This window comes from Yersinia artesiana, from assembly GCF_902726545.1.
Classification (GTDB): Bacteria; Pseudomonadota; Gammaproteobacteria; order Enterobacterales; family Enterobacteriaceae; genus Yersinia; species Yersinia artesiana.
This window is the reverse complement of record NZ_CACVAD010000023.1, coordinates 1-26,637: the sequence shown is the minus strand read 5'-3', so window position 1 is coordinate 26,637 and position 26,637 is coordinate 1. Positions and strand designations below refer to the sequence as shown.

Sequence of the window (26,637 nt, the reverse complement as noted above, 5' to 3'; positions counted from 1 at the left end):
CTGACGGTGGTAATCAGCCAGTGTTTCATCAACATCTTATATGAACGTCTGTTAGATTAATTGGGGGATTAATATTCATTTTCAAGCCCCAACGATATTTTTTTAGCCTAACAACTCTCTTTATTAACCTTAAAACTACCACCATCTTCTGCCGTAATCACGACGCCCTATTGATTATTTATCTGTTAAGCACTTCATTTTACTTTTCAAATATAGCGCAGATTGCAGCGAAACATACCAGGTTAATCATACTATTGAGGGATTATTGTTACTAAAAGAAAAAGCCCGTAGCCAAAGGCAACGGGCTTAATCAAACAACAGACTGGCAAAAATTACAGCCAGTTTGGTGCGCTAAAAAACATTACGCCGTAGTGGTCTGATTCATCAGCTCACTGAAGGTCGTTGGTTTTTCAGTTACTTTGGCTTTAGAAAGCAGAGTTTCTACTGCTTGTTCTTCCAGAGCAACGTTGCGCATATTGTTCATCAGCTCTTTGTTTTTGCTGTAGAACTCAATAACTTCTTGTGGATCTTCGTACGCAGAAGCCATTTCTTCGATCAGTGCTTTAACGCGATCTTCGTCTGCTTTCAGTTCGTGCTGGCTAATTACTTCGCCCAGCAACAGACCGACAACAACGCGACGTTTAGCTTGTTCTTCGAACAATTCACGTGGCAATTCAGCAGCTTGTTTCTCGTTACCACCGAAACGCTGTGCAGCCTGACGGCGCAGAACGTCGATTTCACCTTCAACCAGTGCAGCTGGAACGTCGATTTCGTTCGCGCTAACCAGACCGTCGATTGCCTGAGTTTTAACACGGTTACGTACCGCGCCTTTCAGCTCGCGTTCCATGTTTTTACGCACTTCAGCACGCAGACCAGCTACTGAACCATCAGCAACGCCGAAACGTTTGATGAATTCTTCAGTCAGTTCTGGCAGCTCACGCACTTCAACTTTCTTCAACACGATGTCAAATTTAGCTGATTTACCTTTCAGGTTTTCTGCGTGGTAATCTTCTGGGAAGTTTACGTCGATGGTGAATTCTTCACCGGCTTTATGGCCGATTACACCTTCTTCGAAACCTGGGATCATACGACCCTGGCCCATTGCTAACACGAAATCAGTCGCTTGACCGCCTTCGAACACTTCACCGTCGATAGAGCCGGTGAAATCCAGAGTTACTCGATCTTCAGCAGTTGCTGCGGCGTCAGTTTCTTTCCAGGTAGCTTGTTGCTTACGCAGAGTTTCCAGCATGGTATCAACGTCAGCGTCGTTTACTTCAACAACTGGCTTTTCTACTTCAATGCTTTCCAGATCTTTCAGCTCAACTTCCGGATACACTTCGAACTCAACGGAATAAGTAAAATCTTCACCCTCTTTGTACTGCCCCGGCACATAGTTAGGTGCGCCAGCTGGGTTGATTTTTTCTTTAATGATCGCGTCAACGAAATGACGTTGCATCAGATCACCCAGTACGTCCTGGCGAACAGATGCGCCGTAACGCTGTTCAACGATGTTCATTGGCACGTGGCCTTTACGGAAACCGTCGATACGAACATTTTTAGCAGCTTTAACTAATTCGCTTTTTACGGCTTTCTCAATGCTGTCAGCAGCAACAGTAATTGTTACACGGCGGCCAAGGCCTTGGGTGGTTTCAACAGAAACTTGCATCTTGTTACCTCAAAAAAATCACAGTGCTCGGTCAACTCCAGAAGCTGCAAACGAAGCAGCACCACTCCCCTTTCAGGAATGATGCGAACTCTGAAAACACCCTCTAAGAACCGGGACGGCCGCATTAAACAGAACCGAGTATCCCAGATGTCAGAAGCGTCCCGAAACCATTCCGGAAAAATAAGACGCGACATTATAGCGGCGCACAAGGTATGAGTCGAGGAAAGCAAGCGAATGTTGTCGCGGTAAAATTCACGCGTGAATCGTTCCCTCGGCTAAAACTCCTGTGGCGCACTAATGAAATAAAGATGTCGCCTATACAGAAACACAAGCGGCCCTAAGGCCGCCTGCAAAATTCTCACCTACTAATACCCTAAATCAGACCCGAATGACTACTGTTATCCAGCCTGATTTACTTAATCTTACTGCTTAAGCGAGTGTTCCTGCTCCGCGGCAAGATGGGGAAGCTGGCACCGTGTCTTGCAATCCAGTCCACTCTTTCAGGGTATAAGTGTGTAAGGCCAGCGCATGAACGGTGCTCGCCAGCTCTTCAGCCAACGCACTATAAATCGCACGGTGGCGATTGAGAAAGCGTTGATCTTGAAATTTATTGCTAACGATCACAATTTTAAAATGACTTTCCGAACCTGCGGGAACATTGTGGCGGTAACTTTCATTAATTACCTCCAGATGATCCGGTTCGAATGCCGTTTTTAGTTTTTCTTCAATTTGTTCTCGAATCAAAATCATCATGCTCTCCTTACTGCTGAGGCAGAAAACTGCCCACTCTCTATTGCAATATTAGTGTATTTTCGCTGTTTTATAACATTTCAGATACAAAATATCCCGAATATCTCATCACGACCAGTTCTCACCAAAAAGACCCATCTTCTCGCCAACCAAAACGTGATTTGTAAGAGCTTTCAATAAAATGAAAGATCACTCGGGGTAAAAACGTATTTTTTGGTGAATTTCTCTACATCAGGATCTTCCACCAGCCATTCGCAGTGCTATGATGTCGCCACTGCAAACTCGCAAAATAACATGGCTGCTATCCCGCTCTGATTATTAAAGAATTCCATAACTATTGAGAAAGTGAACATGCTAAAGAAAATTCTTTTCCCGCTGTTGGCTGTTTTTATACTGGCGGGCTGTGCTGCCAGTAACAACACCTTGAACGTTACCCCGAAAGTCGTCTTGCCACCTCAAGATCCAACGCTGATGGGGGTGACTATCAGCATTAATGGTGCCGATCAGCGTCAGGATGCAGCCCTGGCTAAAGTGAATCGTGACGGCCAATTGGTGGTATTAACACCGTCTCGTGATCTGCGTTTCCTGTTACAAGAAGTGCTTGAAAAACAAATGACTGCCCGTGGTTATATGATTGGTACCAATGCGCCGGTTGATCTGCAAATTGTCGTGAATCAACTGTACGCTGATGTGCAAGAAGGCAATCTTCGCTACAACATCACCACCAAAGCCGATATCTCTATCACTGCTACCGCGAAAAACGGCAACAAGCAGGTTAAAAACTACCGTGCCAGCTATAACGTTCAGGGTGCATTCACTGCGACCAACGAAAAAATCACTAATGCTGTTAATACCGTGTTGAGTGATGTTATTGCAGATATGGCGCAAGACACCAGCGTCAGTAGCTTTATCAAACAAAATGCCCGCTAATCTGCTCTTTGCTTAACATTATTATTACTGCTTAACAGAATGCTCCACCCTGCGAATAGGGTGGAGCACGTAGGTCTCACATGTCCAATCGCTATTCGAACCTTTTTACCCAACGTAACTCGCTTGTGCTGCTGTTGTTGGGATTTGCCTCAGGCCTTCCTTTAGCCCTGACAGGCGGGACATTGCAAGCCTGGATGACGGTTGAAAACGTCAGTCTGAAAACTATTGGTATTTTTTCGCTGGTCGGCCAAGCCTACGTTTTTAAGTTCCTCTGGTCCCCACTGATGGACCGCTACACCCCTTCCTTCTTGGGGCGTCGCCGCGGCTGGTTGATCATCAGTCAGCTGTTATTAATTGTCGCCATTATTGCTATGGGCTTTATGGAACCGGCTAAACATTTATGGTGGCTGGCCGCTATCGCCGTGCTGGTTGCATTCTGTTCTGCATCGCAAGATATTGTTTTTGATGCCTATAAAACCGATTTACTTACAGCGGAAGAGCGCGGTACCGGCGCCGCAGTTTCAGTATTGGGTTATCGCCTCGCCATGTTGGTGTCTGGTGGGTTGGCACTGTGGATAGCGGATCGTTATCTCGGCTGGCAATCCACTTACTGGCTAATGGCCGGCTTAATGCTAATTGGTGTCTTTGCCACATTATTTGCCCCAGAACCCGATATTCGTATCGCCCCGCCGAAAACCCTGGAACAGGCAATCGTCGAGCCATTACGTGATTTTTTTGGTCGCAACAATGCCTGGCTAATTCTGCTGCTTATCGTGTTGTACAAAATGGGGGATGCTTTTGCGGCCAGCTTAAGCACCACTTTTTTGATCCGTGGCGTCGGATTCGATGCTGGCGAAGTCGGGTTGGTCAATAAAACTCTGGGATTAATCGCCACTATTATTGGCGCACTCTATGGCGGCCTGCTGATGCAACGCCTGAGTTTATTCCGGGCACTGATGATATTCGGCATTTTGCAAGCCATATCCAACATTGGTTATTGGCTGCTATCCATTACCGATAAAAATATCTTCTCCATGGGCAGCGCCATATTCCTGGAAAACCTGTGTGGTGGGATGGGGACAGCGGCCTTTGTTGCTCTGCTAATGACGCTTTGCAATAAATCTTTCTCGGCCACGCAATTTGCTTTGTTATCAGCACTTTCTGCTGTGGGTCGGGTATATGTTGGCCCGATAGCGGGCTGGTTTGTTGAAACACATGGCTGGCCATTGTTCTATTTATTCTCTATTGCTGCGGCCATTCCTGGACTCTTGCTGCTCTATATCTGCCGCCAGACGTTGGAATACACACAAAAAACCGATGAATTTATGCCCAGAACAGAGTTTAAAACAGCTTATCGCTGGGCATTGCGCTTTCTAACAATTGGCTGCGTATTATTAGCCGCATGGTTGATTCTGCTGATAGGTAATGCATTAGATTGGACTGCAGCACCAGATGTGGCCGATACACTGCTACTGCGTGGGATTCAACTCAGTGTGGTCGGTATGGTTCTGGGCGGTGTATTGGATTATCTGGCGCTTAGACGTAAGAAATTAGCTTAATAAACCACATTTGAATGTGAAAGCCGGTACTTGTGCCGGCTTTTTTTATGGTTTGAAAATATACCACCTGAACACTTCCTCAGCATTATTTAGATATAAGTCACAAATTTCAGTAACACTTGCAAATTATTATTCACAAAACGAGATCTATATCACTTTCAACTGTTTATCCTTTCGTGCTCTGAGACTATGATGAGCGCACTTTTTGTTAAGGACTGTGTCCTTTTGTTTCTCCAGTCATATTTCAACTACACAGAGGCATTTATGCGTAAAATTCTTATCGGCGCTGTAGCGCTGACTGCGATCACTTTGGCTCCGGCCGTGCAAGCTGAATATCAGTGGGGTTTTGCTAATATCAGCATGAACTACCTTGACTGGACTCGCAGCACTACGCATAAATCTGGTGATTCATCACATAAAGATGACTTTGCGTATATTGAATTGGAAGGTGGTGCAGGTTATAGCTGGGGCGAAATCTACGGCTTTTTTGATTTAGAAAACCCATTCAATTCAAAAACAGCACAACCGGGTGATAACCAGCGCTATACCTTTAAAACAACCGGCCGCTACTATTTAGGTGATTCTGGTTTCAACCTTTATGGCCATATTTATGGCACTTACTCACTGCCAAGTGCTGAGGGTAACAATTACAGCAACTTCCATGAAGTGAATACCTTGTATGGTATCGGCTACAACGCCACTGTTGCTGGTGTGTGGATGAAACCCTTTGTTGCGCTGCATTATGTTGATCAGACTTATTACTCAGGTAATAACGGTTATGTGGTGGGTTGGGTTGCCGGTTATGACTTTACTGCATTCGACGAAAACTTCAGCATCACCAACTGGAACGAACTGGAGTTCAACCGAGCTGAACGCTACGCCGCAGGTAATGGTGGTCGTAATGGGGTGAACGGCGCTATTGCACTTTGGTGGACACCAATTAAGCAATTCACCACGGGTATTCAGTACCGTTATGCTTATAACAAATTGGGCGAAGATTTTTTACAAGACGGTATCGTGTATTCCATTAAATATAATTTCTAGCTAAATGATTCCGGGGTACCTATTTTTAGCGCCCCGGAATATATTTTAATTTACCGTAGCATCACATATTATTTACATAAAATAAGTTCAGGTAATAAATAAAAATCAGTATTTCCCGTGAATAAAAGCGTAATAACCGTTGTTTTTCCTTAACATCCACCGTTTTGCAGCAACCCACCTTCGCCAACATATTGTTGCGATTAGTAAATTGTCACGCAAGGTAACATCTGTGACCCCCTTAACATAAAGTGTCAACAAGCCGCTGACACAATCTTAAGCATGTTTACAGTCCTGCAACCTTCCCGTAAAATGCCCGCACACATGAAACGACAATAGAGCCCTTTTGTAATTGAGGTCGTTAGATGAGACTTAAGAAATACATTAAAAATATGGGTATGTTGTCTATATTAGCAGCCACGGTAATGCTCAGTGGTTGCGATATGGTATTGATGAACCCCAAAGGCGCAATCGGAGTCGAGCAAAAAACACTGATACTTACTGCTATCGGTTTAATGTTGATCGTCGTAATTCCGGTTATTTTTATGGCGTTTGCTTTTGCATGGAAGTACCGCGCGTCCAACAAAAGTGCGACCTACACCCCAAACTGGTCCCATTCCAACAAAATTGAGCTTGTTGTATGGGCTGTTCCAATCATTATCATTGCTATTTTGGCAACGATAACCTGGAAAACCTCCCACGAACTTGACCCGTTCAAGCCGCTCGAAGTAGCGGGTAAAGAACCCATCACTATTGAAGTGGTATCCCTGGACTGGAAATGGCTGTTTATCTATCCAGAACAAGGTATTGCTACAGTAAATGAGCTGGCTTTCCCTACTGATGTTCCGGTGAACTTTAAAATCACCTCTAACTCAGTCATGAACTCGTTCTTTATTCCTCAGTTAGGCGGGCAGATTTATGCGATGGCCGGGATGCAAACCAAACTGCATCTGATTGCTAACGAAGCCGGTAAATACAATGGTATTTCCAGTAGCTTCAGCGGCAAAGGCTTCTCTGGTATGAAATTCACTGCGATCGCAACACCTACGCAGGAAGACTTCAACCAGTGGGTCGCACAGGTGAAAAAATCGCCGAACACTCTGAATACGACTGACGATTTCAATAAACTGGCTGAACCGAGCGAAAATAACCCGGTTGAGTATTTCTCCAGTGTTAAACCGGAGCTGTTTAAAGGAATTATTGGCAAGTTTATGGGTGATATGAACATGCACAAGAAAGGCGATGATACCCATGCAGGTATGGATATGAGCCAGGGCATGGATATGGGCGAACACGCCGCTCACGCCGGAGCCGAGGAATAAAACGATGTTGGGAAAATTAACACTTGATGCGGTTCCGCTACACGAACCAATCATTATGGTTACCGTTGCTGCAATTGTGCTGGGCGGGGCGGCTCTTGTTGCCCTCCTGACCTATTTCGGCAAATGGAAATGGTTATGGAGCGAATGGCTGACTTCGGTTGACCATAAAAAAATCGGTATCATGTACATTCTGGTCGCCATGGTCATGCTTCTGCGTGGTTTTGCCGACGCCATCATGATGCGTAGTCAGCAAGCACTTGCTTCTGCTGGTGAAGCTGGCTTCCTGCCGCCTCATCACTACGATCAGATTTTCACCGCTCACGGCGTTATCATGATTTTCTTCATGGCGATGCCTTTTGTAGTGGGCTTGATGAACGTGGTCGTACCGCTACAAATCGGTGCTCGTGACGTTGCCTTCCCGTTCCTGAACTCCCTGAGTTTCTGGTTCTTTGTCGTCGGGGTGGTGTTAATTAACATCTCTCTGGGGGTCGGTGAATTCGCGCAAACCGGTTGGTTGGCCTATCCGCCACTGTCAGGTAAAGAGTACAACCCAGGTGTCGGGGTCGATTACTGGATCTGGAGTCTACAGATTTCTGGTTTAGGTACCTTGCTGACCGGTGTTAACTTCTTCGCCACTATTTTGAAAATGCGTGCTCCTGGCATGTCGATGATGAAGATGCCTGTCTTCACATGGGCGGCACTTTGCACCAACATTTTGATTATCGTTTCTTTCCCGATCCTGACTGTGACCGTCGCGTTACTGACTCTGGACCGCTACCTTGGCACCCATTTCTTTACCAATGATATGGGTGGCAACATGATGATGTACATCAACCTGATTTGGGCCTGGGGCCATCCGGAAGTGTACATTCTGGTTCTGCCGGTATTCGGGGTATTCTCCGAAGTTACCGCGACCTTCTCAAGAAAACGCCTGTTTGGTTATACCTCTTTAGTGTGGGCAACCATCGCGATTACCGTACTGTCGTTTATTGTTTGGCTGCACCACTTCTTTACCATGGGGTCAGGTGCCAACGTTAACGCCTTCTTCGGTATAGCGACGATGATTATTTCTATCCCAACTGGGGTGAAAATATTCAACTGGCTGTTCACCATGTACCAAGGCCGCATTCAGTTTAACTCCGCGATGCTGTGGACTGTTGGCTTCATCATCACCTTCTCTATTGGTGGGATGACCGGCGTTCTGTTGGCGGTACCGGGCGCAAACTTCGTGCTGCATAACAGCTTGTTCCTGATTGCTCACTTCCATAACGTGATTATCGGTGGTGTGGTGTTCGGTTGCTTCGCTGGCCTGACTTACTGGTGGCCTAAGTCCTTCGGCTTTACGCTGAATGAGAAATGGGGCATCCGTGCATTCTGGTTCTGGATTATCGGCTTCTTCGTTGCCTTTATGCCGCTGTACGTACTGGGCTTTATGGGTATGACCCGTCGTCTGAGCCAGGATATCAACCCGGAATTCCATCCGATGTTGATGGTAGCAGCAGGCGGTGCAGCACTGATTGCTTGCGGTATCTTGTGTCAGGTTATCCAGGTGTTCGTCAGTATCCGTGACCGCGAACAAAATCGCGATCTGACTGGTGACCCATGGGGTGGCCGTACGCTGGAGTGGTCTACATCTTCCCCACCGCCGTTCTATAACTTCGCCGTGGTACCTGAAGTGACAGACCGTGACGAATTCTGGGATATGAAAGAGAAAGGCGAAGCATACAAACGCCCAGCGAAATACGAAGAAATCCACATGCCGAAGAATACCGGTGCAGGTGTGATTATTGCTGGCTTCAGCTTGATCTTCGGCTTTGCCATGATCTGGTACATCTGGTGGCTGGCCATTGTTGGCTTCGTCGGCATGATTGTGACCTGGATTGTGAAAAGCTTCGACGAGGATGTTGATTACTATGTGCCGGTTGCAGAAGTGGAGCGCATTGAAGATCTTCATCATGAACAAATCAGCAAAGCAGGCGTGAATCATGTCAACTGAAACTCTGACTAACCATAACGTCGCCCATGCAGAGCATGGGCATCACGATGCAGGAGCGACGAAAGTCTTCGGCTTCTGGATCTACCTGATGAGCGACTGTATTTTGTTTGCGACATTGTTTGCAACTTATGCAGTGCTGGTAAACGGGACAGCTGGCGGCCCTTCAGGCCGGGATATCTTCGACCTGAACTTTGTTCTGGTTGAAACTTTCCTGTTACTGTTCAGTAGTATTACTTACGGCATCGCTATGCTGGGCATGAACAAAGGCCACAAAAACCAGGTTAACACCTGGTTAGGTCTGACCTTCCTGTTCGGTCTGGGCTTTGTGGCAATGGAAATCTATGAATTCCATCACCTGATTGCTGAAGGCTACGGCCCGGATCGCAGTGCGTTCCTGTCTAGCTTCTTCGCGCTGGTTGCCACCCACGGTATTCACGTTACCGCTGGCCTGGTTTGGATCATCATTATGATGATCCAAGTAGCAAAACGCGGCCTGAATGAAACGAACCGTACCCGCCTGATGTGTCTGAGCTTGTTCTGGCACTTCCTGGATGTGGTCTGGATCTGCGTATTCACCGTTGTCTATCTGTTAGGAGCTATGTGATGAGCCATCCAACATCTAGTCATTCAACAACGACTCACGGTGGAGCCAGCCACGGTAGCTTGAAGTCATACCTTATTGGCTTCATTCTGTCGGTCATTCTGACAGTTATTCCATTCGCTATGGTGATGAGTGGTACCGCCTCCCATACGACTATTCTGGCCACAGTGGTCGGTTTAGCCGTGGTGCAGATTATCGTGCACCTGGTGTACTTCCTGCATATGAATGGATCGTCCGAAGAACGTTGGAATCTGGTGGCGTTCCTGTTCACCGCTATGATTATTGCAATCGTTGTTGTGGGCTCACTTTGGATTATGTACAACCTCAACATCAATATGATGGTTGACTAAAGAGCTGCATGTGATGATTAAGCAATACCTGCAAGTAACTAAACCAGGAATTATTTTCGGCAATTTAATTTCTGTCGTTGGGGGATTTCTCCTCGCTTCCAAAGGCGTGATTGATTACCCCCTCTTTCTCGCCACCCTGTTCGGTGTCTCGTTAGTTGTTGCCTCCGGGTGCGTATTTAACAACTATATCGACCGTGATATCGACCGCATCATGGAGAGAACGAAGAATCGTGTCCTGGTAAAAGGGCTTATCGATCCGAAAGTGAGCCTGATTTATGCTTCGATACTGGGTATTGCTGGCATGCTGCTGCTCTATGTTGGCGCTAACCCGTTAGCCATGTGGCTGGCTGTAATTGGCTTCGTGATTTATGTCGGGGTTTATAGCCTCTATATGAAGCGCAAATCCGTCTACGGCACATTGATTGGCAGCTTATCCGGTGCCGCACCGCCAGTGATTGGTTACTGTGCCGTTACTGGGCAGTTCGATATGGGTGCTTTGATCCTGTTGCTTATCTTCAGCCTGTGGCAAATGCCGCACTCTTATGCCATCGCGATTTTCCGCTTTAAGGATTATCAAGCTGCCAACATTCCGGTTTTACCGGTGATAAAAGGAATATCGGTCACCAAAAACCATATTACCCTTTATATCCTGGCATTTATGGTCGCCACCTTGATGCTGACCTTAAGTGGCTATGCCGGTTACAAATACCTGGTTGTCGCTGCTGCGGTGAGTGTCTGGTGGTTGGGTATGGCGTTGCGCGGTTACAAAGCGACCAATGACAGCGTATGGGCGAGAAAACTCTTTGTATTCTCTATCATTGCTATTACGTCATTGAGCGTCATGATGTCGGTTGATTTCAACGTTCCTTCCTCGGCTGGATTGCTGACTTACGTCGGGTAACTCCAACCCTGTTGTGATAAAAATGGCTGGCGGGCTATTCCTGGCAGCCATTTTTTATTTCTCCTCTCCCCTACTGTTATCTAAAAACTCGCCTGTAATACATTCTAAACATCAATAGATTTACCCACTGGCCCTAACATCATTACAATGGCGCAGAATGTTTTTTTGAGGTGGTAATGAACGACAATAAAATGACCCCGCTAGAGCTCCGGGCAACCTGGGGGCTGGGTACGGTATTCTCTTTGCGCATGCTCGGCATGTTTATGGTTCTCCCCGTTCTCACCACTTATGGCATGGCGCTTTCTGGTGCCAGCGAAGCATTGATTGGTATCGCCATTGGCATTTACGGTCTGGCTCAGGCCATTTTTCAGATCCCATTCGGGCTGGTTTCTGATCGTATTGGCCGTAAGCCGCTGATCGTCGGCGGCCTACTGATATTTGCGCTGGGAAGTGTGATTGCCGCACTGAGTGATTCTATCTGGGGCATCATTCTGGGCCGTGCGTTACAGGGCTCAGGTGCTATCGCGGCCGCAGTGATGGCACTGCTGTCTGATTTGACTCGTGAGCAAAACCGCACCAAAGCGATGGCATTTATTGGTGTTAGCTTTGGTATTACTTTTGCCATCGCGATGGTGCTGGGGCCGATTGTCACTCATGCTTTTGGTTTGCAAGCCCTGTTCTGGGCAATAGCGATACTGGCACTATTAGGTATTGTTATTACATTAGCCGTGGTACCGGATGCCGATAGCCATGTGCTTAACCGCGAATCCAGTATCGTCAAAGGTAGCGTGAGCAAAGTGCTCAACAACAGTCGGCTACTCAAACTTAATTTCGGCATTATGTGCTTGCACATCTTATTGATGTCGAGCTTCGTTGCTTTACCGCAGATTATGGCCAGTGCCGGTTTAGCTCCAGCCCAACACTGGATTGTCTACCTGGTGACCATGTTGGTTTCCTTCGCCGCCGTCGTGCCGTTTATTATTTATGCTGAAGTCAAACGCCGCATGAAGCAGGTCTTTATGGGCTGTGTCGCCGTGTTGTTTGCCGCTGAAGTAGTGCTGTGGTCTGCCGGGCAACAGCTGTGGGTCATCATTGCCGGTGTGCAGTTATTCTTTATTGCTTTCAACGTGATGGAAGCAATATTGCCATCATTGATCAGTAAAGAATCGCCAGCAGGCTATAAAGGCACCGCCATGGGGATTTACTCCACCAGCCAGTTTATTGGCGTGGCTATCGGTGGCAGTTTAGGCGGCTGGCTTTTTGGTATGGAAGGGGCAAGTATGGTATTTGCTGCCGGGGCGGTTATCGCGCTGGTGTGGTTTGGCGTGAGTGCCACTATGCAAGAGCCACCTTATGTCAGTAGCCTGCGAATTACCTTGTCCGAATTGGCGGTAAAAGACTCTGCTTTAGAAGAGCGAATTAGAGCGCAACCTGGTGTCACTGAAGCGGTAGTGGTGAGAGCCGAGCGCAGTGCTTACATCAAAGTGGATACCAAAAAAACCAATCGCAGCCAGCTAGAAGAGTTGGTCAACGCGATATAAACAAAAGCAGGTACAAAAGTGATCGATACTTTTGTACCTGATTTAACTAAATATTAGTCGCGGAAGTTATTGAACTGGAATGGCTGGCCCAGATCAGCGCCACGAATTAATGCCATCACACTTTGCAAATCATCACGCGCTTTGCCGGTGACCCGAACTTGTTCGCCTTGAATCTGTGCCTGAACTTTCAGCTTGCTGTCTTTAATCAGCTTAACCAGCTTCTTCGCCTGCACACTTTCAATACCTTGCTTCAGTTTGGCTTCCACACTGTAGGTTTTGCCACTGCGATCCATTTCTTCCGGGATCTCCAATGCCGCCCCTTCAATGCCGCGCTTACTTAACTGAGCACGTAAAATATCCAGCAGTTGTTCGACCTGAAAATCAGACTCACTGGCAACTTTAATACTTTCGTTCTTTTCATTTAGCTCAAAACTCGCCGGAACATTACGAAAATCCCAACGGTTCGCCAGATCACGGGTGGCGTTTTCAACTGCGTTACGCACTTCCTGCATATCAATTTCAGATACGATGTCGAAAGATGGCATATTCCCTCCTCCTGATAAGATGAATGGCGAGCATAATAACCGCTTTATCCCTACAGACAAAGCCAAGCTGCTGACAATTACTCAACTCACCCGTGGTGCTGAGTAAAACCGGTTTGTAGCTAACTCTACGTTTAATGACCAAAAAGTCTATAATCAAAGCATAACACTTAGAAACAAGCAGTATGCTTTCCGCCTACACCAAGGAGGTCTTGATGAAAATTACTGTGCTTGGTTGCGGAGCTCTTGGGCAGTTATGGTTATCAGCGCTCTACCAGCAGGGCCACGATGTGCAAGGCTGGCTTCGTGTACCACAGCCCTTTTGTTCAGTTAATGTCATATTGTTAGGTGGCGAGGCATTCAATCAGAATCTCCCCACTAATGATCCTGAGCATTTGTCGAAAAGTGAATTATTATTGGTTTGCTTAAAGGCGTGGCAAGTTTCCAGTGCAATCACGGCCTTACTGCCTAAGCTTAATCCCGAATGTAAGATTTTACTGCTACATAATGGGATGGGGACGCAGGAAGAATTACCCCGAGATGATCACCTTTTTCTCCACGGAGTGACCACTCATGCTGCACGTCGTGATGGCAACACCATTGTCCATGTCGCCAGCGGTATCACCCATATTGGCCCGATGTCCCCGATTACAACCGATATCAGCTATCTGGCAGATATCTTACATCAGGCTTTGCCAGACGTGGCCTGGCACGATGATATCTCGGCGGCATGTTGGCAAAAACTGGCAGTAAACTGTGTGATTAATCCGCTTACTGGCCTATATAACTGCCGTAATGGTGATTTGCAGCGCTATCCAGAGTTGATTGAGCGGTTATGCGCAGAGGTCGCCAGTGTGATGGAGATGGAGGGCTATCATACCTCAACAGAAAGCCTGCTTAGCTACGTCAACAATGTTATCCAGAGCACCGCCGATAATGTCTCGTCACTGCTACAGGATTTGCGCTGCCAGCGGCACACGGAAATTGACTACATCACCGGCTACTTATTGCGGCGGGCACGTAGCCATGGGATGACCTTGCCGGAAAATGCCCGGTTGTATGATTTAATTAAACGTAAGGAAAATGAGTATGAGCGTATCGGCGCTGGTTTGCCTGGCTCCTGGTAGTGAAGAAACCGAGGCCGTCACCACGATTGATATTCTGGTGCGCGCAGGTATTAATGTCACAACAGCCAGTGTCGCCAGTGACGGCGCATTGGAAATCGTCTGTTCACGCGGCGTCCGTTTGCTGGCCGACACTCGCCTGGTGGATGTGGCAGATCAAAAGTTTGATGTGGTTGTCCTGCCCGGTGGCATTAAGGGAGCGGAATGTTTTCGCGACAGCCCATTGTTGGTTGCTACCGTAGAACAAGCGCATAAAGAGGGGCGTTTGGTTGCCGCCATTTGCGCCGCTCCCGCTTTAGTGCTTGAGCATCACAAGTTATTCCCGGTGGGCAATATGACCGGGTTTCCGGCATTAAAAGACAAAATTGATCCAACAAAATGGATGGATCAACGTGTTGTTTATGATCGGCGAGTCAATCTGGTCACCAGCCAGGGGCCAGGAACATCTATCGATTTCGCGCTAAAGATTGTTTTTTTACTACTCGGACGAGAAAAAGCAGAAGAGATCGCCTGGCAGTTGGTACTACCGCCAGGGATTTATAACTACCGTGAGTAGTAATATGACGGCGGCTACTGCGCAAGCTCAGAATGGCAAAGCGCAGTAGCCGTTAACTATCCCCAACAAGGCGTCGCGAGCGAAAGGAGTTTGGGTGCGCCCTGCGCGCAGAACCCGGAGCGTACAGATAGTACGTGAGGAGTTCGAGCACAGCGCAATCCCAAAATCCACACGCGCAGTAGCCGTTAACTTATCACCTTTAAGGGCGGTAAACTTTCACGTTAGTATACCCCTGCTCTCGCAGATACAACGCCTGTAAACGGCTCATCACACCGCGGTCGCAATACAACAGATAGCTCTTGCTCTGGTCTAAATCGGCAAATTGCGAACTTAGCTTATAGAATGGCAACGCGCGCACTTCAATCCCGTCCAGCTTCAGTGGCTTTTCATCTTGCTCATCGGGAGCTCGAATATCCAGCAGCACATCGGTATCTGCCAATTCAGCCACAGTTTCAACTTCAACCACCTGCTCACGACTTTGTTCGGCGATTTCACGGATATCGACGTTTTTGGCTTCGCTAACCACTCGATCCAAAATGGAGAAATCAAAGTGAGATTCTTCTTCTTCAATCTTGGCCTTAACCGCTTTCACCGTCGGGCTTTTTGAAATCACGCCGCAATATTCTGGCATGGTTTTAGCGAAATCTTCGGTACCGATTTCACGCGCCAGATTGATGATGTGCTCTTTGTCATGAGAAATCAGCGGGCGCAGGATCAAGGTGTCAGAGGCATTATCAATTAAACGCAAATTGGTCAGTGTCTGGCTGGATACCTGCCCCAGCGCTTCACCGGTGACTAGCGCCTGCACACCATAGCGCTCAGCCACCTGAGATGCTGCGCGCACCATCATGCGTTTCAACACCACGCCCATCTGACCATCTTCGACTTTTTCGAGGATTTCGCCCACTACCGGTTCGAAATCGATAGCAATAAATCGCACCCGATGGGAGCTACCAAAACGATTCCACAGATAATGAGCCACTTGCTTCACCCCAATCTCATGGGCAGAGCCGCCAAGATTGAAGAAACAATAATGCACGCGACAGCCACGACGCATCAGCATATAGCTGGACACACCGGAGTCAAAACCGCCGGAAATCAGAGATAAAACATCTTCCTGCGTACCAATTGGGAACCCCCCCAATCCTTCATGACGCGCCTTGATCAGTGTCAATTTATCCTGATCAATTTCTAAATGAACGGTCACCTGAGGGTGAGTCAGTTTAACTTTCGCACTTTCTATGTGTTGGTTCAGGCCACCACCGACATAGCGCTCGACATCCCCAGAAGAAAATTCATGTTTACCACGACGTTTTACCCGAACACAGAATGTTTTCCCGATCAGAGTTTCGCGATAAGCTTCCAGCGTTTGCTCGAAAATATTGTGCATATCGGTGTAGCTGCGATCTTCCACTTCGAGAATATGGTGAATCCCAGGGACGCGAGTCAGGGCATCACAAATCTGTGGGCCAAGATTGTCATCTTTCGTGCGGATTTCAATATGGTCCCAATGGCGAACCACCGCTAGAGTATCATCCTCAAGGTTTTTCAATACGTTGCGAATATTGGTTGTGAGGATCTTAATGAAGCGCAAGCGCACAGATTGACTCTTGATGGTGATTTCTGGGAACAATTTAATGATAAACTTCATGGCGGTCTTTAGTTGTCTGGTTATGGAGTGATGGCGTCGCTATTGATAGCAACAGTCAAAGGCGTCAGCGAAAACATGCAAGCCGTGGAGTATATCACTATATGATACGTGGCTGCGTACTAAAAACCGGACTTAAACGTCACGATTTCCCCTTCATTATCCGCTAGAATAGCCGGTAATAAGCTTTTGACCTGAAGAGTTGCTCTCTGTAAGCAGAAAAAAGACGTTACGCGCCATCAAGGTTACGTTTCATAAAAAATATCGAGTCGAATAAAAACTATGCCGAAAAAAGCCGCATCACCTGAAACCAAAGCCGCCAGTTTTGAGACATCGCTCAGCGAACTGGAACAAATCGTTACTCGCCTGGAGTCTGGCGAACTTCCGCTGGAAGAAGCGTTAAATGAGTTTGAGCGAGGCGTACAATTAGCGCGTCTTGGCCAGCAGACATTATTGCAAGCCGAACAGCGCGTTCAGGTTCTCCTGAGTGATGATGTTGATGCGCCACTCGCCCCTTTCACCCCAGATGCTGAGTAGTCTAATGTCTAACACCTCCTCCTCTGTTGATTTTAATCAACAGCTTGCCGCACACCAGCAGCGAGTCAATCAGGCTCTGTTGGATTTCATTGCGCCCCTTCCTTTTGGCAATAGTGATTTGGTAGAGGCAATGCGCTATGGCGCTGTGCTGGGTGGTAAGCGGCTGCGCCCTTATCTGGTTTACGCCACCGGCCAAATGTTCGGTCTGTCACTGACCAATCTGGATGCCCCAGCGGCGGCAATTGAATGCATCCATGCTTATTCATTAATTCATGATGATTTGCCGGCGATGGATGACGATGATTTGCGCCGTGGGCAACCGACTTGCCATGTGAAGTTTGGTGAAGCCAATGCCATTCTGGCCGGAGACGCCCTGCAAACGCTGGCATTTTCTATTCTGGCAGAAGCGCCGATGCCGGATGTGGCTGATAAAGATCGGCTGTCGATGATTGCCGAATTAGCCCATGCCAGCGGTGTTGCCGGTATGTGCGGCGGTCAGGCATTGGACCTGGAAGCAGAAGCCCGTCAGATAACACTGGATGATCTTGAGAAGATTCACCGTCATAAAACCGGAGCACTCATTCGTGCCGCCGTTCGTCTCGGTGCATTGGCTGCTGGCACCCCTGGGCGCGAAGCTCTACCCTTACTTGACCGTTATGCAAATGCAATCGGTCTGGCCTTTCAGGTACAGGACGATATTTTAGACGTTATCGGCGATACAGCTACAATTGGTAAACGCCAAGGTTCTGATCAGCAACACGGGAAAAGCACTTATCCGGCCCTTCTGGGGTTAGATTGCGCCAAAGCCAAAGCCATTGATCTTTATCAGGAGGCACTTAGCGCCCTGAATGCGCTGTCGGCGCAATCCTATAACACAGCGCCACTACAGGCGTTAGCCTGCTTTATTATTGAGCGTGATAATTAGAAATATGCTGGCAGTAAGTCAATGCCTACTTAACCTTTTGATATGAGCATCGAATGAGTCTTGATATAGCCAAATACCCGACATTGGCACTTGCAGAAAATCCCGAAGAACTGCGCATGTTGCCGAAAGAAAGTCTGCCGAAGTTATGTGATGAACTGCGGCAGTATTTGCTTGCCTCTGTCAGCCGATCCAGTGGGCATTTTGCCTCTGGATTGGGTGTCGTTGAGCTGACTGTCGCGTTGCATTACGTCTACAACACGCCGTTTGATAGTTTGGTGTGGGACGTCGGCCATCAGGCTTATCCGCACAAAATATTGACGGGTCGCCGCGAACAAATAGGGACTATTCGCCAAAAAGATGGTTTGCATCCTTTCCCTTGGCGTGGCGAAAGTGAATATGACGTCCTTTCTGTCGGTCACTCCTCAACATCCATCAGTGCTGGCTTAGGCATGGCGGTAGCTGCGGAGCGTGAAGGTAAAGGGCGGCGTACCGTGTGTGTGATTGGTGATGGTGCTATCACCGCAGGTATGGCTTTTGAAGCCATGAATCATGCAGGCGATATTCACTCAGACATGCTGGTTATTCTTAACGATAACGAAATGTCTATTTCCGAAAACGTAGGCGGCCTGAATAACCATTTGGCGCAGTTATTATCTGGCAAACTCTACGCCAGTCTGCGTGAAGGTGGCAAAAAAGCATTTTCGGGTTTACCGCCGATTAAAGACTTGCTGAAACGTACCGAAGAACATCTGAAAGGCATGGTGGTACCCAGTACCTTATTTGAAGAGTTAGGCTTTAATTATATCGGCCCGGTTGATGGTCACGACGTGCAAGCGCTGACGCAAACATTGAAAAATATGCGCAGCCTGAAAGGCCCACAACTGCTGCATATCATGACCAAAAAGGGTAAAGGCTATGCACCGGCTGAAAAAGATCCCATCGGCTGGCACGCAGTACCCAAATTTGATCCGGCCTCCGGCACACTGCCAAAAAGCCAAGGCAATATACCCACCTACTCCAAGATTTTTGGTGAATGGTTATGTGAAACCGCCGCCAAAGACAGCCAGTTAATGGCCGTAACGCCAGCAATGCGTGAAGGCTCAGGGATGGTGCGCTTCTCGCGTGAATATCCACAACAGTATTTTGATGTGGCGATAGCCGAGCAGCATGCGGTGACCTTTGCTGCTGGTCTGGCAATTGGTGGCTATAAACCTATTGTGGCTATCTACTCCACTTTCCTGCAACGAGCTTATGACCAGTTGATCCACGATGTTGCCATCCAGAATCTGCCGGTACTATTCGCCATTGACCGAGGCGGTTTGGTGGGTGCTGATGGGCAAACTCATCAGGGCGCATTCGATCTATCATTTATGCGTTGCATCCCTAACATGGTGATCATGACCCCAAGTGATGAAAACGAGTGTCGTCAGATGCTGCACACCGGTTATCACCACAACGGGCCAGCAGCAGTACGCTACCCGCGTGGCAATGGTACTGGTGCTGTGCTTGAGCCATTGGCAATAATGCCGATTGGTAAAGGGATCGTGCGTCGCGAAGGTGAAAAGATTGCTATTCTGTGCTTTGGAACATTGCTCGCTCAGGCGCAAATCGTAGCTGACAATCTGAATGCCACACTGGTTGATATGCGTTTCGTTAAACCATTGGATGAAGAGTTAGTGCTGGAACTGGCTGCCAGCCACGAGATACTGGTTACCGTAGAAGAAAACGCCATTATGGGCGGCGCGGGCAGTGGTGTGAATGAGCTGCTGATGGCAAAACGCCAGTTAGTGCCAGTATTGAATCTCGGTTTACCAGACCATTTTGTTCCACAAGGTGAACAAGATGAAATGCGCGCTGAGCTTGGTTTGGATGCTGCGGGAATACAGCGCCAGATTGAAGCATGGTTGGAGTAACTCAGACAGATAACACCGTGAGCCAAGGGCGACCACTCCTACGGGCGCTCCGGCGGCTTTCGCCGCTACGACCCGAACGGAGCGTTTCCCTTGGTTCGGCTTTTACCTGCACTTTGAAAGATAACCACACATATACCCTATAGATTTCAAGGTACAGGAAGGCGGCAAGCGAGATACAAATCGGTCGGGAACCGATTTGAACAGCATTTATGCTGCCCGCAGGGTGAGCCTCAGGGATGAGGCTCATTAATCCCGATGAGCTTACATAAGTAAGTGATTCGGGTTATTAAGCGTAGCCAACACACCTGTAACTTGAAAGATGACGGGTATCAGTAGAACAGATCTGCTGGCCAGTAATGCCCCACAACAAAAATAATTGCCGCCGCAACCACCCCTGCGATAATGTCATCCACCATGATCCCCATGCCGCCGTGAACATTACGATCAAACCAGCGAATCGGCCAAGGTTTCCAGATATCAAAAATACGAAATGCCACAAAACCAGCGACTATCCATTGCCAATCATTGACCGGCAATGCCATCAAGGTAATCCACATCCCGACAAATTCATCCCACACGATACTACCGTGGTCATGAACTTGCATATCTTTGGCGGTGCGATGGCAAATATAAACACCAATACAAATGCTAAACATCACCGCGAGGGAGTACAGTTGCCAAGGCAACTGAATCAATAACAGCCAGAAAGGAATGGCAGCAATTGATCCCATGGTACCTGGTGCCCACGGCGATAATCCGCTGCCAAAACCCGTTGCCAACAAGTGCCACGGATTAGATAACCGCAGACGACGTTTGGCTTCATCCATGCGCTTTACCTACTGAGAAATGGTCGAAGCCACGCAGATTCATCTCAACTGCCTGACCTTCACGGAAGAATTTAACCCCTTCCGATTGTGGGCCAATCTGCCCGATACAAGTGTAGGCGGCCCCGGTGTGACTCAATGCAACTTTTAGCGCACCACGGTTTATTTCTGGCACGGTAAAGCACAGTTCATAGTCTTCACCACCGCTCAACGCCCAGCGCAGAGCTTGTTCCGCATCCACCTGATTTTTCAGTGCATCAGAATAGGGCAAAGCATCTAACTCAATGCGAGCACCGCAACCACTGGCTTTGAGGATATGTTGCAAGTCAGAAATCAAGCCATCGGAGATATCAATGGCCGAGCTGGCAAGATCGCGCAAAGCCTGCCCCTGTAAGACTCGGGGTTGTGGCCGCAAATGGCGGTGAATGAGCGCGGCTCTGTCGGCCTCGTCATCAACCCGCAGCTCATTTTGCAAAATTGCCAAACCAGCGGCACTGTCACCCAAGGTACCGGTCACATAAATCCAGTCACCAACCCGAGCGCCAGCGCGCTTCAATGCTCGCCCCTCAGGGACTAAACCTTGGATGGTTAACGTCAGACTCAATGGCCCACGAGTGGTGTCACCACCAATCAATTGCATACCATAATAATTAAGCTGATCAAACAAGCTATCACTGAATGATTGCAGCCAGTCCTCATTGACATCAGGAAGGGTCAGCGCAAGAGATAACCAGGCGGGATCGGCTCCCATAGCCGCTAAATCGCTAAGGTTTACCGCTAAAGACTTGTATCCGAGATCGGCCGGATCGATATCCGGAAGGAAATGAACACCAGACACCAGTGTATCTGTACTGATGGCCAACAGCTGTTTCTCTGCCACTGTAAGAAGTGCGCAGTCGTCTCCAATACCCAGTTCTACATCCCGGCGATTACTTCTAAACCGGTCAAAGTAGCGGGCAATGAGGTCAAATTCGCCACATGCCATAATGCAATTCCAGAAATGTTAACTGATCAATAAATTAAGGCCGGAAACCGGCCTCAATTCAAGTCGTTAATGCAACTAACTACTTTCGCTTACGTACCGTCGGAGCAACCTTATCCAGCACCCCGTTGACAAACTTATGGCTATCAGCAGCACCGAACGTTTTGGCAAGCTCGATCGCTTCATTGATCGCCACTTTATAAGGGACATCATCACGTTTGCTCAGTTCAAACAGCGCAATACGCAGAACCGCTCTTTCAACCTGACCTAATTCTTCGAGCTGGCGAGAAAGAACAGGCGCCATTAGCGCATCCAGAGATGCAGCGTTAACGGCAACCCCAGACAGCAATTCGCGAAAATAGGCGATGTCCACATCTTTGACATCCTGCTCAGACAGGAACTGTAATTCAACATCAGCGATGTCGTTTTTAGACAACTGCCAAGAATAGAGCGCTTGAACAGCGCACTCACGAGCGCGGCGACGAGCAGCAGGTTTCACGGAATTCCCCTTAACTTAACTAAATTCAGCCTTTAATAGCTTTGATTACATTAATCATTTCAAGCGCGGTCAGGGCAGCTTCTGCACCTTTATTACCTGCTTTAGTACCGGCACGCTCAATTGCCTGCTCAATACTTTCTGTGGTCAGCACACCGAAAGCCACCGGAATATCGCTGTTCATCGCGACACTTGATAAACCAGAACTCGCTTCACCAGCAACATATTCAAAGTGCGCAGTGCCCCCACGGATAACCGTACCCAGCGCAATTACCGCATCGTAACGATTTGTTTTTGCTAACACATTAGCAACCAGCGGCAATTCATAAGCACCGGGAACCCAAACAACAGTGATGTTGTCATCCGCTACCTGGCCAATGCGCTTGAGGGCATCGATGGCACCTTCCAGCAGGCTGTCGTTGATAAAGTTGTTAAAACGCGCAATCGCAATCGCCACGCGGGCATTAGGAGTAGCAACAACACCTTCGATAACGTTCATAGCTTTCCTCAATATGGGTTCATACCCCGCAGGGGGGCGGATTCTATCATATTCTTTCACGCCCTGCCCCTGCGCATTTGTAAAACACTGGCAAGACTATGATTAGCAGAGGTAATCCCTGCCAGATAATTTCATTAATACTTCGGTTTCAAGCGCAGTCGCAAGTCTGGGCCCACCTGACGGACATCTGCAAAGTCAAACTCAGGGGCATCCCTTAGGAGGGTTAACCCAGCCAACTGACATAATCCACGAGCATCACTGCCTAACAATTTTGGTGCAATATACAGAATTAGCTCATCAACCACACCCGCCTGCAATAACGCGCCGGCAAATTGTGGGCCGGCCTCAACCCAAACAGAATTAATTTGCCGCTTACCTAATTGCATCATTAATAAGACTAAATCCACCCCATTACCATGACGTGGTAGCAACAATTGCTCGACATTATTTGGCCATGACTGCTCATCTGCCTCAACTCGAGCTAACCAACACGGGCCGTCTTGCTGTATGACTTTATGCTGTGGCGTCACGCGGTTCTGGCTATCAACAATAACTCGAACCGGTTGACGCAGCGTATCTTGCGGATATAGCGCTTGGGTTTGTGTATCTAACTCCTGCCAGCGTACAGTCAGTGAAGGATCATCAGCCAATACGGTGGCACTGGTGCTAAGGATAGCAGAGCTTTGCGCCCGAAAACGTTGCACATCCTGACGCGCTTGTGGTGAGGTAATCCACTGGCTTTCACCCGAGGCCATTGCGGTGCGGCCATCCAGTGAAGCAGCCATTTTCAATTGCAGATAAGGAAAACCGGTACGCATCCGCTTCAAGAAACCGAGATTAACCGCTTCGGCTTCCGCCAGCATCAAACCGTGGTCAACTTCAACCCCAGCCTGTTTTAATTTATATAGTCCGCGCCCGGCAACTTGCGGATTAGGGTCTTGCATCGCAGCGACCACACGTTTGACGCCAGCAGCAAGCAAAGCATCAGCACATGGCGGCGTACGCCCATGGTGACTGCATGGCTCAAGGGTGACATAAGCAGTCGCACCACGCGCTTTCTCACCCGCCATCCGTAAAGCATGTACTTCGGCATGAGGTTCGCCAGCACGCAAATGATAGCCCTCACCGACAATCTCGCCATCGCGCACTAGAACACACCCGACATTAGGGTTCGGTGGCGTGGTAAAACGCCCCAACCGCGCCAACTCAAAGGCACGGGCCATATAGAATTCATCGGGCTGCATGGCTTTCCTTACTTTTATACTGTGGCAATTAGCAGGGAGCTAACGGCTTTGACGTCGATGTTGATTAATCCTGCAAGCGGGCAATTTCTTCGCCGAATTCACGGATATCTTCAAAACTGCGATATACCGAGGCAAAGCGGATATAGGCCACTTTATCCAGGCGCTTCAGTGCTTCCATCACCAGATTACCGACCATTTTGGTGGGCACTTCGCGCTCGCCGGTGGCGCGTAACTGCGATTTAATGTGACTGATCGCCGTTTCGACATCATCAGAGCTAACTGGCCGTTTTTCCAATGCTTTCAGCATGCCACGGCGTAATTTATCTTCATTAAAGGGCTCGCGCACATCATCACTTTTAATCACGCGCGGTAACACCAGTTCAGCCACTTCGAAAGTGGTAAAGCGTTCATTACAATCTAAACACTGGCGGCGACGGCGCACTTGCGAACCATCGCTCACCAGACGGGAGTCAATGACTTTGGTATCCACAGCGGCACAAAACGGGCAATGCATAGCGCTTCCTGATGGGTGAACTTAAACTTAGCGACAGTTTACCGCGAACTGCCGCGACAACAAAGGGTGGATCAGTCAGTGTGGTGTATCAATGTCATCGTTTGGGCTCCAGAAAGATTATCAGCGGGCATTACAGAGCTTTATCCGCACGTTTAATGGCCTCTTTGCGATATTTCCATGCTTCCATCCAGCCCACATCATGGCTATCTAAAAAGAAATCTTTTTGGTAAACCAAGTTTTCCATAGCCAGAGTAAATTGTTTACTCATCTCACTTTTTTCTAACTTGGGTTTGCACTTAGTAATGAGATAGTAGAGGCCGAAGCAGCATATTCCGATGGCAAGAATGGGGGCTAGTGGTGCTAAGACGGTACTTAAACTGCCTGCAATTAAAACCCCCACAGAAAGTGCTGCCACCATAGGGACAACAAACTTGGCCTTAGATCTAAATTTATTAAAATTGATTGATTTCGATTGTTGTTTCAGATCAACACATTCAGATGCAATTGAATAGCAAAGGGCGAAGGTTAAGTTCTTTGCCATATCCTCTGAAACAAGGTGGTGGGTCACCAAATGTTCTAATTTTTGAGCATGTTTTTCTATACGCTCAAGTCCTTCGTTAATGATTTGATATTTAAAACCATTTAAAACACTTTTCTCGTAATTCTGGTTATTTACATTTCTATTTAAGATCTCACGGAGATTTTTTATGGTGTCTATTGGTTTGTCATTCTTGCCACCAAAATAGGTTTCTTTAGTAACACTACCAATGACATTACCCAACTTAACTTGTATCCAGCGCTTAGCTGAAATAATATTTCCCCGTGGCTCTGTATAATTTGAGGAATGGATATCAAAAGCCAACATTTGTGCATAATGATACTCCTGTAACTGTGCAAGGGAGGCTCCCTCTCCGGGTCTAGTAGGAAAGTTAACTAGTACTGTATTAATATGTTTTAAATGTCTGCCAATGAAATCCATTAGATCGCTTAAATGACTTATTTTGTCGTTTACCGATTCAACCGTATCCTGATTGACGCTAACCTGTATTTTTAGCTTATCTGGTAGAGACTGTAATTGCATATAGGCCCCTAGCCGCGATATTTTTAAAAACTCAGCTATCTTTTGACTTAATGTACCTTTCGATTGGTGTTGTTCCAGCAATGCGGTAAGAACCAACGCTATTTTTCTGTTATCATCAGGGAAATTTCTGATCATCACATGACCATTCGTTTCCAATTCAATCGATATATTATCTCTGATAGTTATATTTTTTAAATCATTCTTTATTTTTTTAACATGTCCAGCCCGCAGCGTAGATGCTTCTATATTTACATATTCATTTAACATCTTTTCCAATAGCAGTCCATTATTACAGAGTTTTACTGTTGGTTTAACATAAAAGTCCTTCGGAGTACCTTCCATTATGCCAATTAACTTTTTGACTTCTTCATCTTTAGAAAAATCGAATAACAATTTATAACGAGTGCTGAGGAGAGTTTCATTAGTATCATTTTTTATCTTATTCATCTTTCGACAAAATTCAGCTACAGAGCTAATATTTTCATTTGTTAGTTTTAATTTTTTGGTGCCTTTGCCATGAGAGTTATTACTTTGATATGGCGCTTCAACCATTGCACTATAAGTCGCTTTCAACAGATCAAGCTCTGTTAACTGAGCAACTGCTGGTGGCTCATCCCCAAAGGGGTTGCCTGGTATTTGGGTTAACTTATTGGTATCTAGTGATGGAATAGATGCAGATACACCTGAAACCGCTGTTAAAAAATCAATATTCTCTTTGGTCTTTGCTGGATTTTTTTGTTCTTCAACCGGAGCTGTTTCTTTTTTAACAAACTGATAAAAGAATTTGCTATTATCTCGGCGACCAATATGATGCTTAACATCTTTATGCTTAGCGAATTTATCAAGAATTGGTTTTAGTGTGCTAAACCGCGGATGACTTACACATGCATATATACGATTAATTTCATCACAAAAAACTTCTCTCGTGCTAATACTATCATTCAACTTAACGCACTTGTCATTCTTATGCTTCTTATCATTATTATATTTTCCAACCACTTCCGCATTATATAAATCTACCATCATCTTAACTTCAGAGGCTACATCTCCAAATGGGTTAGTCGACATTTCTATTTTTTTCGAACTATTTACGTC

At 47.3% G+C, this 26,637-nt stretch carries 25 protein-coding genes; 14 read left to right on the top strand and 11 right to left on the bottom strand.

Going from position 1 to position 26,637, the window contains the following annotated elements:
* Positions 1 to 361: 361 nt before the first annotated feature.
* Together tig and bolA are read right to left on the bottom strand one after the other, a co-directional pair.
* Entirely contained in the window at positions 362 to 1,666 is a 1,305-nt protein-coding gene (tig, locus tag HU019_RS09815; RefSeq protein ID WP_174849278.1) for a trigger factor, read from the bottom strand.
* Between the two features lie 429 nt (positions 1,667 to 2,095).
* Complete coding sequence (bolA, locus tag HU019_RS09810) at positions 2,096 to 2,416, bottom strand: transcriptional regulator BolA (RefSeq protein WP_174849293.1); 321 nt, start codon at positions 2,414 to 2,416, stop codon at positions 2,096 to 2,098.
* Between the two features lie 351 nt (positions 2,417 to 2,767).
* Here bolA and HU019_RS09805 point away from each other — a divergent pair, with 351 nt between their 5' ends.
* The 9 genes from HU019_RS09805 to HU019_RS09765 all read left to right on the top strand — a co-directional run bounded on the left by HU019_RS09805 (position 2,768) and on the right by HU019_RS09765 (position 12,657).
* The gene (locus HU019_RS09805) at positions 2,768 to 3,346 is read left to right on the top strand and encodes a lipoprotein (protein WP_174849279.1); all 579 of its coding nucleotides are present in this window, start codon (positions 2,768 to 2,770) and stop codon (positions 3,344 to 3,346) included.
* Positions 3,347 to 3,426: 80 nt separating this feature from the next.
* Positions 3,427 to 4,905, top strand: coding sequence for a muropeptide MFS transporter AmpG (gene ampG / locus HU019_RS09800; protein ID WP_174849280.1), 1,479 nt, complete (start codon positions 3,427 to 3,429; stop codon positions 4,903 to 4,905).
* A gap of 264 nt (positions 4,906 to 5,169) precedes the next feature.
* Positions 5,170 to 5,949 (top strand): nucleoside-specific channel-forming Tsx family protein, encoded by a 780-nt coding sequence (locus HU019_RS09795; protein ID WP_050077337.1) that lies wholly within the window; start codon positions 5,170 to 5,172, stop codon positions 5,947 to 5,949.
* Between the two features lie 362 nt (positions 5,950 to 6,311).
* Entirely contained in the window at positions 6,312 to 7,268 is a 957-nt protein-coding gene (gene cyoA / locus HU019_RS09790) for a cytochrome o ubiquinol oxidase subunit II (RefSeq protein ID WP_174849281.1), read from the top strand.
* 4 nt (positions 7,269 to 7,272) lie between these two features.
* Complete coding sequence (gene cyoB, locus HU019_RS09785) at positions 7,273 to 9,264, top strand: cytochrome o ubiquinol oxidase subunit I (RefSeq protein ID WP_005163523.1); 1,992 nt, start codon at positions 7,273 to 7,275, stop codon at positions 9,262 to 9,264.
* Entirely contained in the window at positions 9,254 to 9,868 is a 615-nt protein-coding gene (locus HU019_RS09780; protein ID WP_005163525.1) for a cytochrome o ubiquinol oxidase subunit III, read from the top strand. The genes cyoB and HU019_RS09780 overlap by 11 nt, the downstream gene beginning before the upstream one ends.
* The gene (locus tag HU019_RS09775) at positions 9,868 to 10,215 is read left to right on the top strand and encodes a cytochrome o ubiquinol oxidase subunit IV (protein WP_005167623.1); all 348 of its coding nucleotides are present in this window, start codon (positions 9,868 to 9,870) and stop codon (positions 10,213 to 10,215) included. Before HU019_RS09780 ends, HU019_RS09775 begins: the two co-directional genes overlap by 1 nt.
* A gap of 13 nt (positions 10,216 to 10,228) precedes the next feature.
* Complete coding sequence (gene cyoE / locus HU019_RS09770; protein WP_005163530.1) at positions 10,229 to 11,116, top strand: heme o synthase; 888 nt, start codon at positions 10,229 to 10,231, stop codon at positions 11,114 to 11,116.
* A gap of 176 nt (positions 11,117 to 11,292) precedes the next feature.
* Entirely contained in the window at positions 11,293 to 12,657 is a 1,365-nt protein-coding gene (locus HU019_RS09765; RefSeq protein ID WP_174849282.1) for an MFS transporter, read from the top strand.
* Between the two features lie 53 nt (positions 12,658 to 12,710).
* Here the strand turns inward: HU019_RS09765 and HU019_RS09760 are convergent, their stop codons facing one another.
* Positions 12,711 to 13,202 carry a YajQ family cyclic di-GMP-binding protein gene (locus tag HU019_RS09760; RefSeq protein WP_042542336.1) on the bottom strand — a complete coding sequence of 164 codons (492 nt, stop codon included), beginning with the start codon at positions 13,200 to 13,202 and terminating at the stop codon, positions 12,711 to 12,713.
* 212 nt (positions 13,203 to 13,414) lie between these two features.
* On the opposite strand from HU019_RS09760, the gene panE reads away from it, so the two are divergent.
* Together panE and yajL are read left to right on the top strand one after the other, a co-directional pair.
* A complete protein-coding gene (panE, locus tag HU019_RS09755; protein WP_174849283.1) occupies positions 13,415 to 14,326 on the top strand; it encodes a 2-dehydropantoate 2-reductase in 912 nt (303 codons plus the stop codon).
* Entirely contained in the window at positions 14,289 to 14,879 is a 591-nt protein-coding gene (gene yajL / locus HU019_RS09750; RefSeq protein WP_174849284.1) for a protein deglycase YajL, read from the top strand. Before panE ends, yajL begins: the two co-directional genes overlap by 38 nt.
* A gap of 199 nt (positions 14,880 to 15,078) precedes the next feature.
* Here the strand turns inward: yajL and thiI are convergent, their stop codons facing one another.
* On the bottom strand, positions 15,079 to 16,530 hold the full coding sequence (thiI, locus tag HU019_RS09745; RefSeq protein WP_174849285.1) for a tRNA uracil 4-sulfurtransferase ThiI: 1,452 nt from the start codon (positions 16,528 to 16,530) through the stop codon (positions 15,079 to 15,081).
* 279 nt (positions 16,531 to 16,809) lie between these two features.
* Here thiI and xseB point away from each other — a divergent pair, with 279 nt between their 5' ends.
* The 3 genes from xseB to dxs are packed head-to-tail and all read left to right on the top strand — an operon-like array spanning position 16,810 to position 19,902.
* Positions 16,810 to 17,064 carry an exodeoxyribonuclease VII small subunit gene (gene xseB, locus HU019_RS09740; RefSeq protein WP_048619455.1) on the top strand — a complete coding sequence of 85 codons (255 nt, stop codon included), beginning with the start codon at positions 16,810 to 16,812 and terminating at the stop codon, positions 17,062 to 17,064.
* Between the two features lie 4 nt (positions 17,065 to 17,068).
* Complete coding sequence (ispA, locus tag HU019_RS09735) at positions 17,069 to 17,989, top strand: (2E,6E)-farnesyl diphosphate synthase (protein WP_174849286.1); 921 nt, start codon at positions 17,069 to 17,071, stop codon at positions 17,987 to 17,989.
* Positions 17,990 to 18,042: 53 nt separating this feature from the next.
* Positions 18,043 to 19,902, top strand: a complete 1,860-nt coding sequence (gene dxs, locus HU019_RS09730) for a 1-deoxy-D-xylulose-5-phosphate synthase (protein ID WP_174849287.1) — start codon at positions 18,043 to 18,045, stop codon at positions 19,900 to 19,902.
* 329 nt (positions 19,903 to 20,231) lie between these two features.
* Here the strand turns inward: dxs and pgpA are convergent, their stop codons facing one another.
* The 7 genes from pgpA to HU019_RS09695 all read right to left on the bottom strand — a co-directional run.
* Complete coding sequence (pgpA, locus tag HU019_RS09725) at positions 20,232 to 20,729, bottom strand: phosphatidylglycerophosphatase A (protein WP_019081315.1); 498 nt, start codon at positions 20,727 to 20,729, stop codon at positions 20,232 to 20,234.
* A complete protein-coding gene (thiL, locus tag HU019_RS09720) occupies positions 20,722 to 21,711 on the bottom strand; it encodes a thiamine-phosphate kinase (protein ID WP_174849288.1) in 990 nt (329 codons plus the stop codon). Before thiL ends, pgpA begins: the two co-directional genes overlap by 8 nt.
* A gap of 79 nt (positions 21,712 to 21,790) precedes the next feature.
* Complete coding sequence (gene nusB / locus HU019_RS09715; RefSeq protein ID WP_005166503.1) at positions 21,791 to 22,207, bottom strand: transcription antitermination factor NusB; 417 nt, start codon at positions 22,205 to 22,207, stop codon at positions 21,791 to 21,793.
* Between the two features lie 25 nt (positions 22,208 to 22,232).
* Positions 22,233 to 22,703 carry a 6,7-dimethyl-8-ribityllumazine synthase gene (gene ribH / locus HU019_RS09710; RefSeq protein WP_025377400.1) on the bottom strand — a complete coding sequence of 157 codons (471 nt, stop codon included), beginning with the start codon at positions 22,701 to 22,703 and terminating at the stop codon, positions 22,233 to 22,235.
* A gap of 134 nt (positions 22,704 to 22,837) precedes the next feature.
* Positions 22,838 to 23,947: a bifunctional diaminohydroxyphosphoribosylaminopyrimidine deaminase/5-amino-6-(5-phosphoribosylamino)uracil reductase RibD gene (ribD, locus tag HU019_RS09705; RefSeq protein WP_174849289.1), complete on the bottom strand. Its 1,110-nt coding sequence runs from the start codon at positions 23,945 to 23,947 to the stop codon at positions 22,838 to 22,840.
* A gap of 64 nt (positions 23,948 to 24,011) precedes the next feature.
* Positions 24,012 to 24,461 carry a transcriptional regulator NrdR gene (gene nrdR, locus HU019_RS09700; RefSeq protein WP_004707531.1) on the bottom strand — a complete coding sequence of 150 codons (450 nt, stop codon included), beginning with the start codon at positions 24,459 to 24,461 and terminating at the stop codon, positions 24,012 to 24,014.
* A gap of 130 nt (positions 24,462 to 24,591) precedes the next feature.
* On the bottom strand, positions 24,592 to 26,637 hold a 2,046-nt coding region (locus HU019_RS09695), incomplete at its 5' end, for an MFS transporter permease (RefSeq protein ID WP_235921480.1).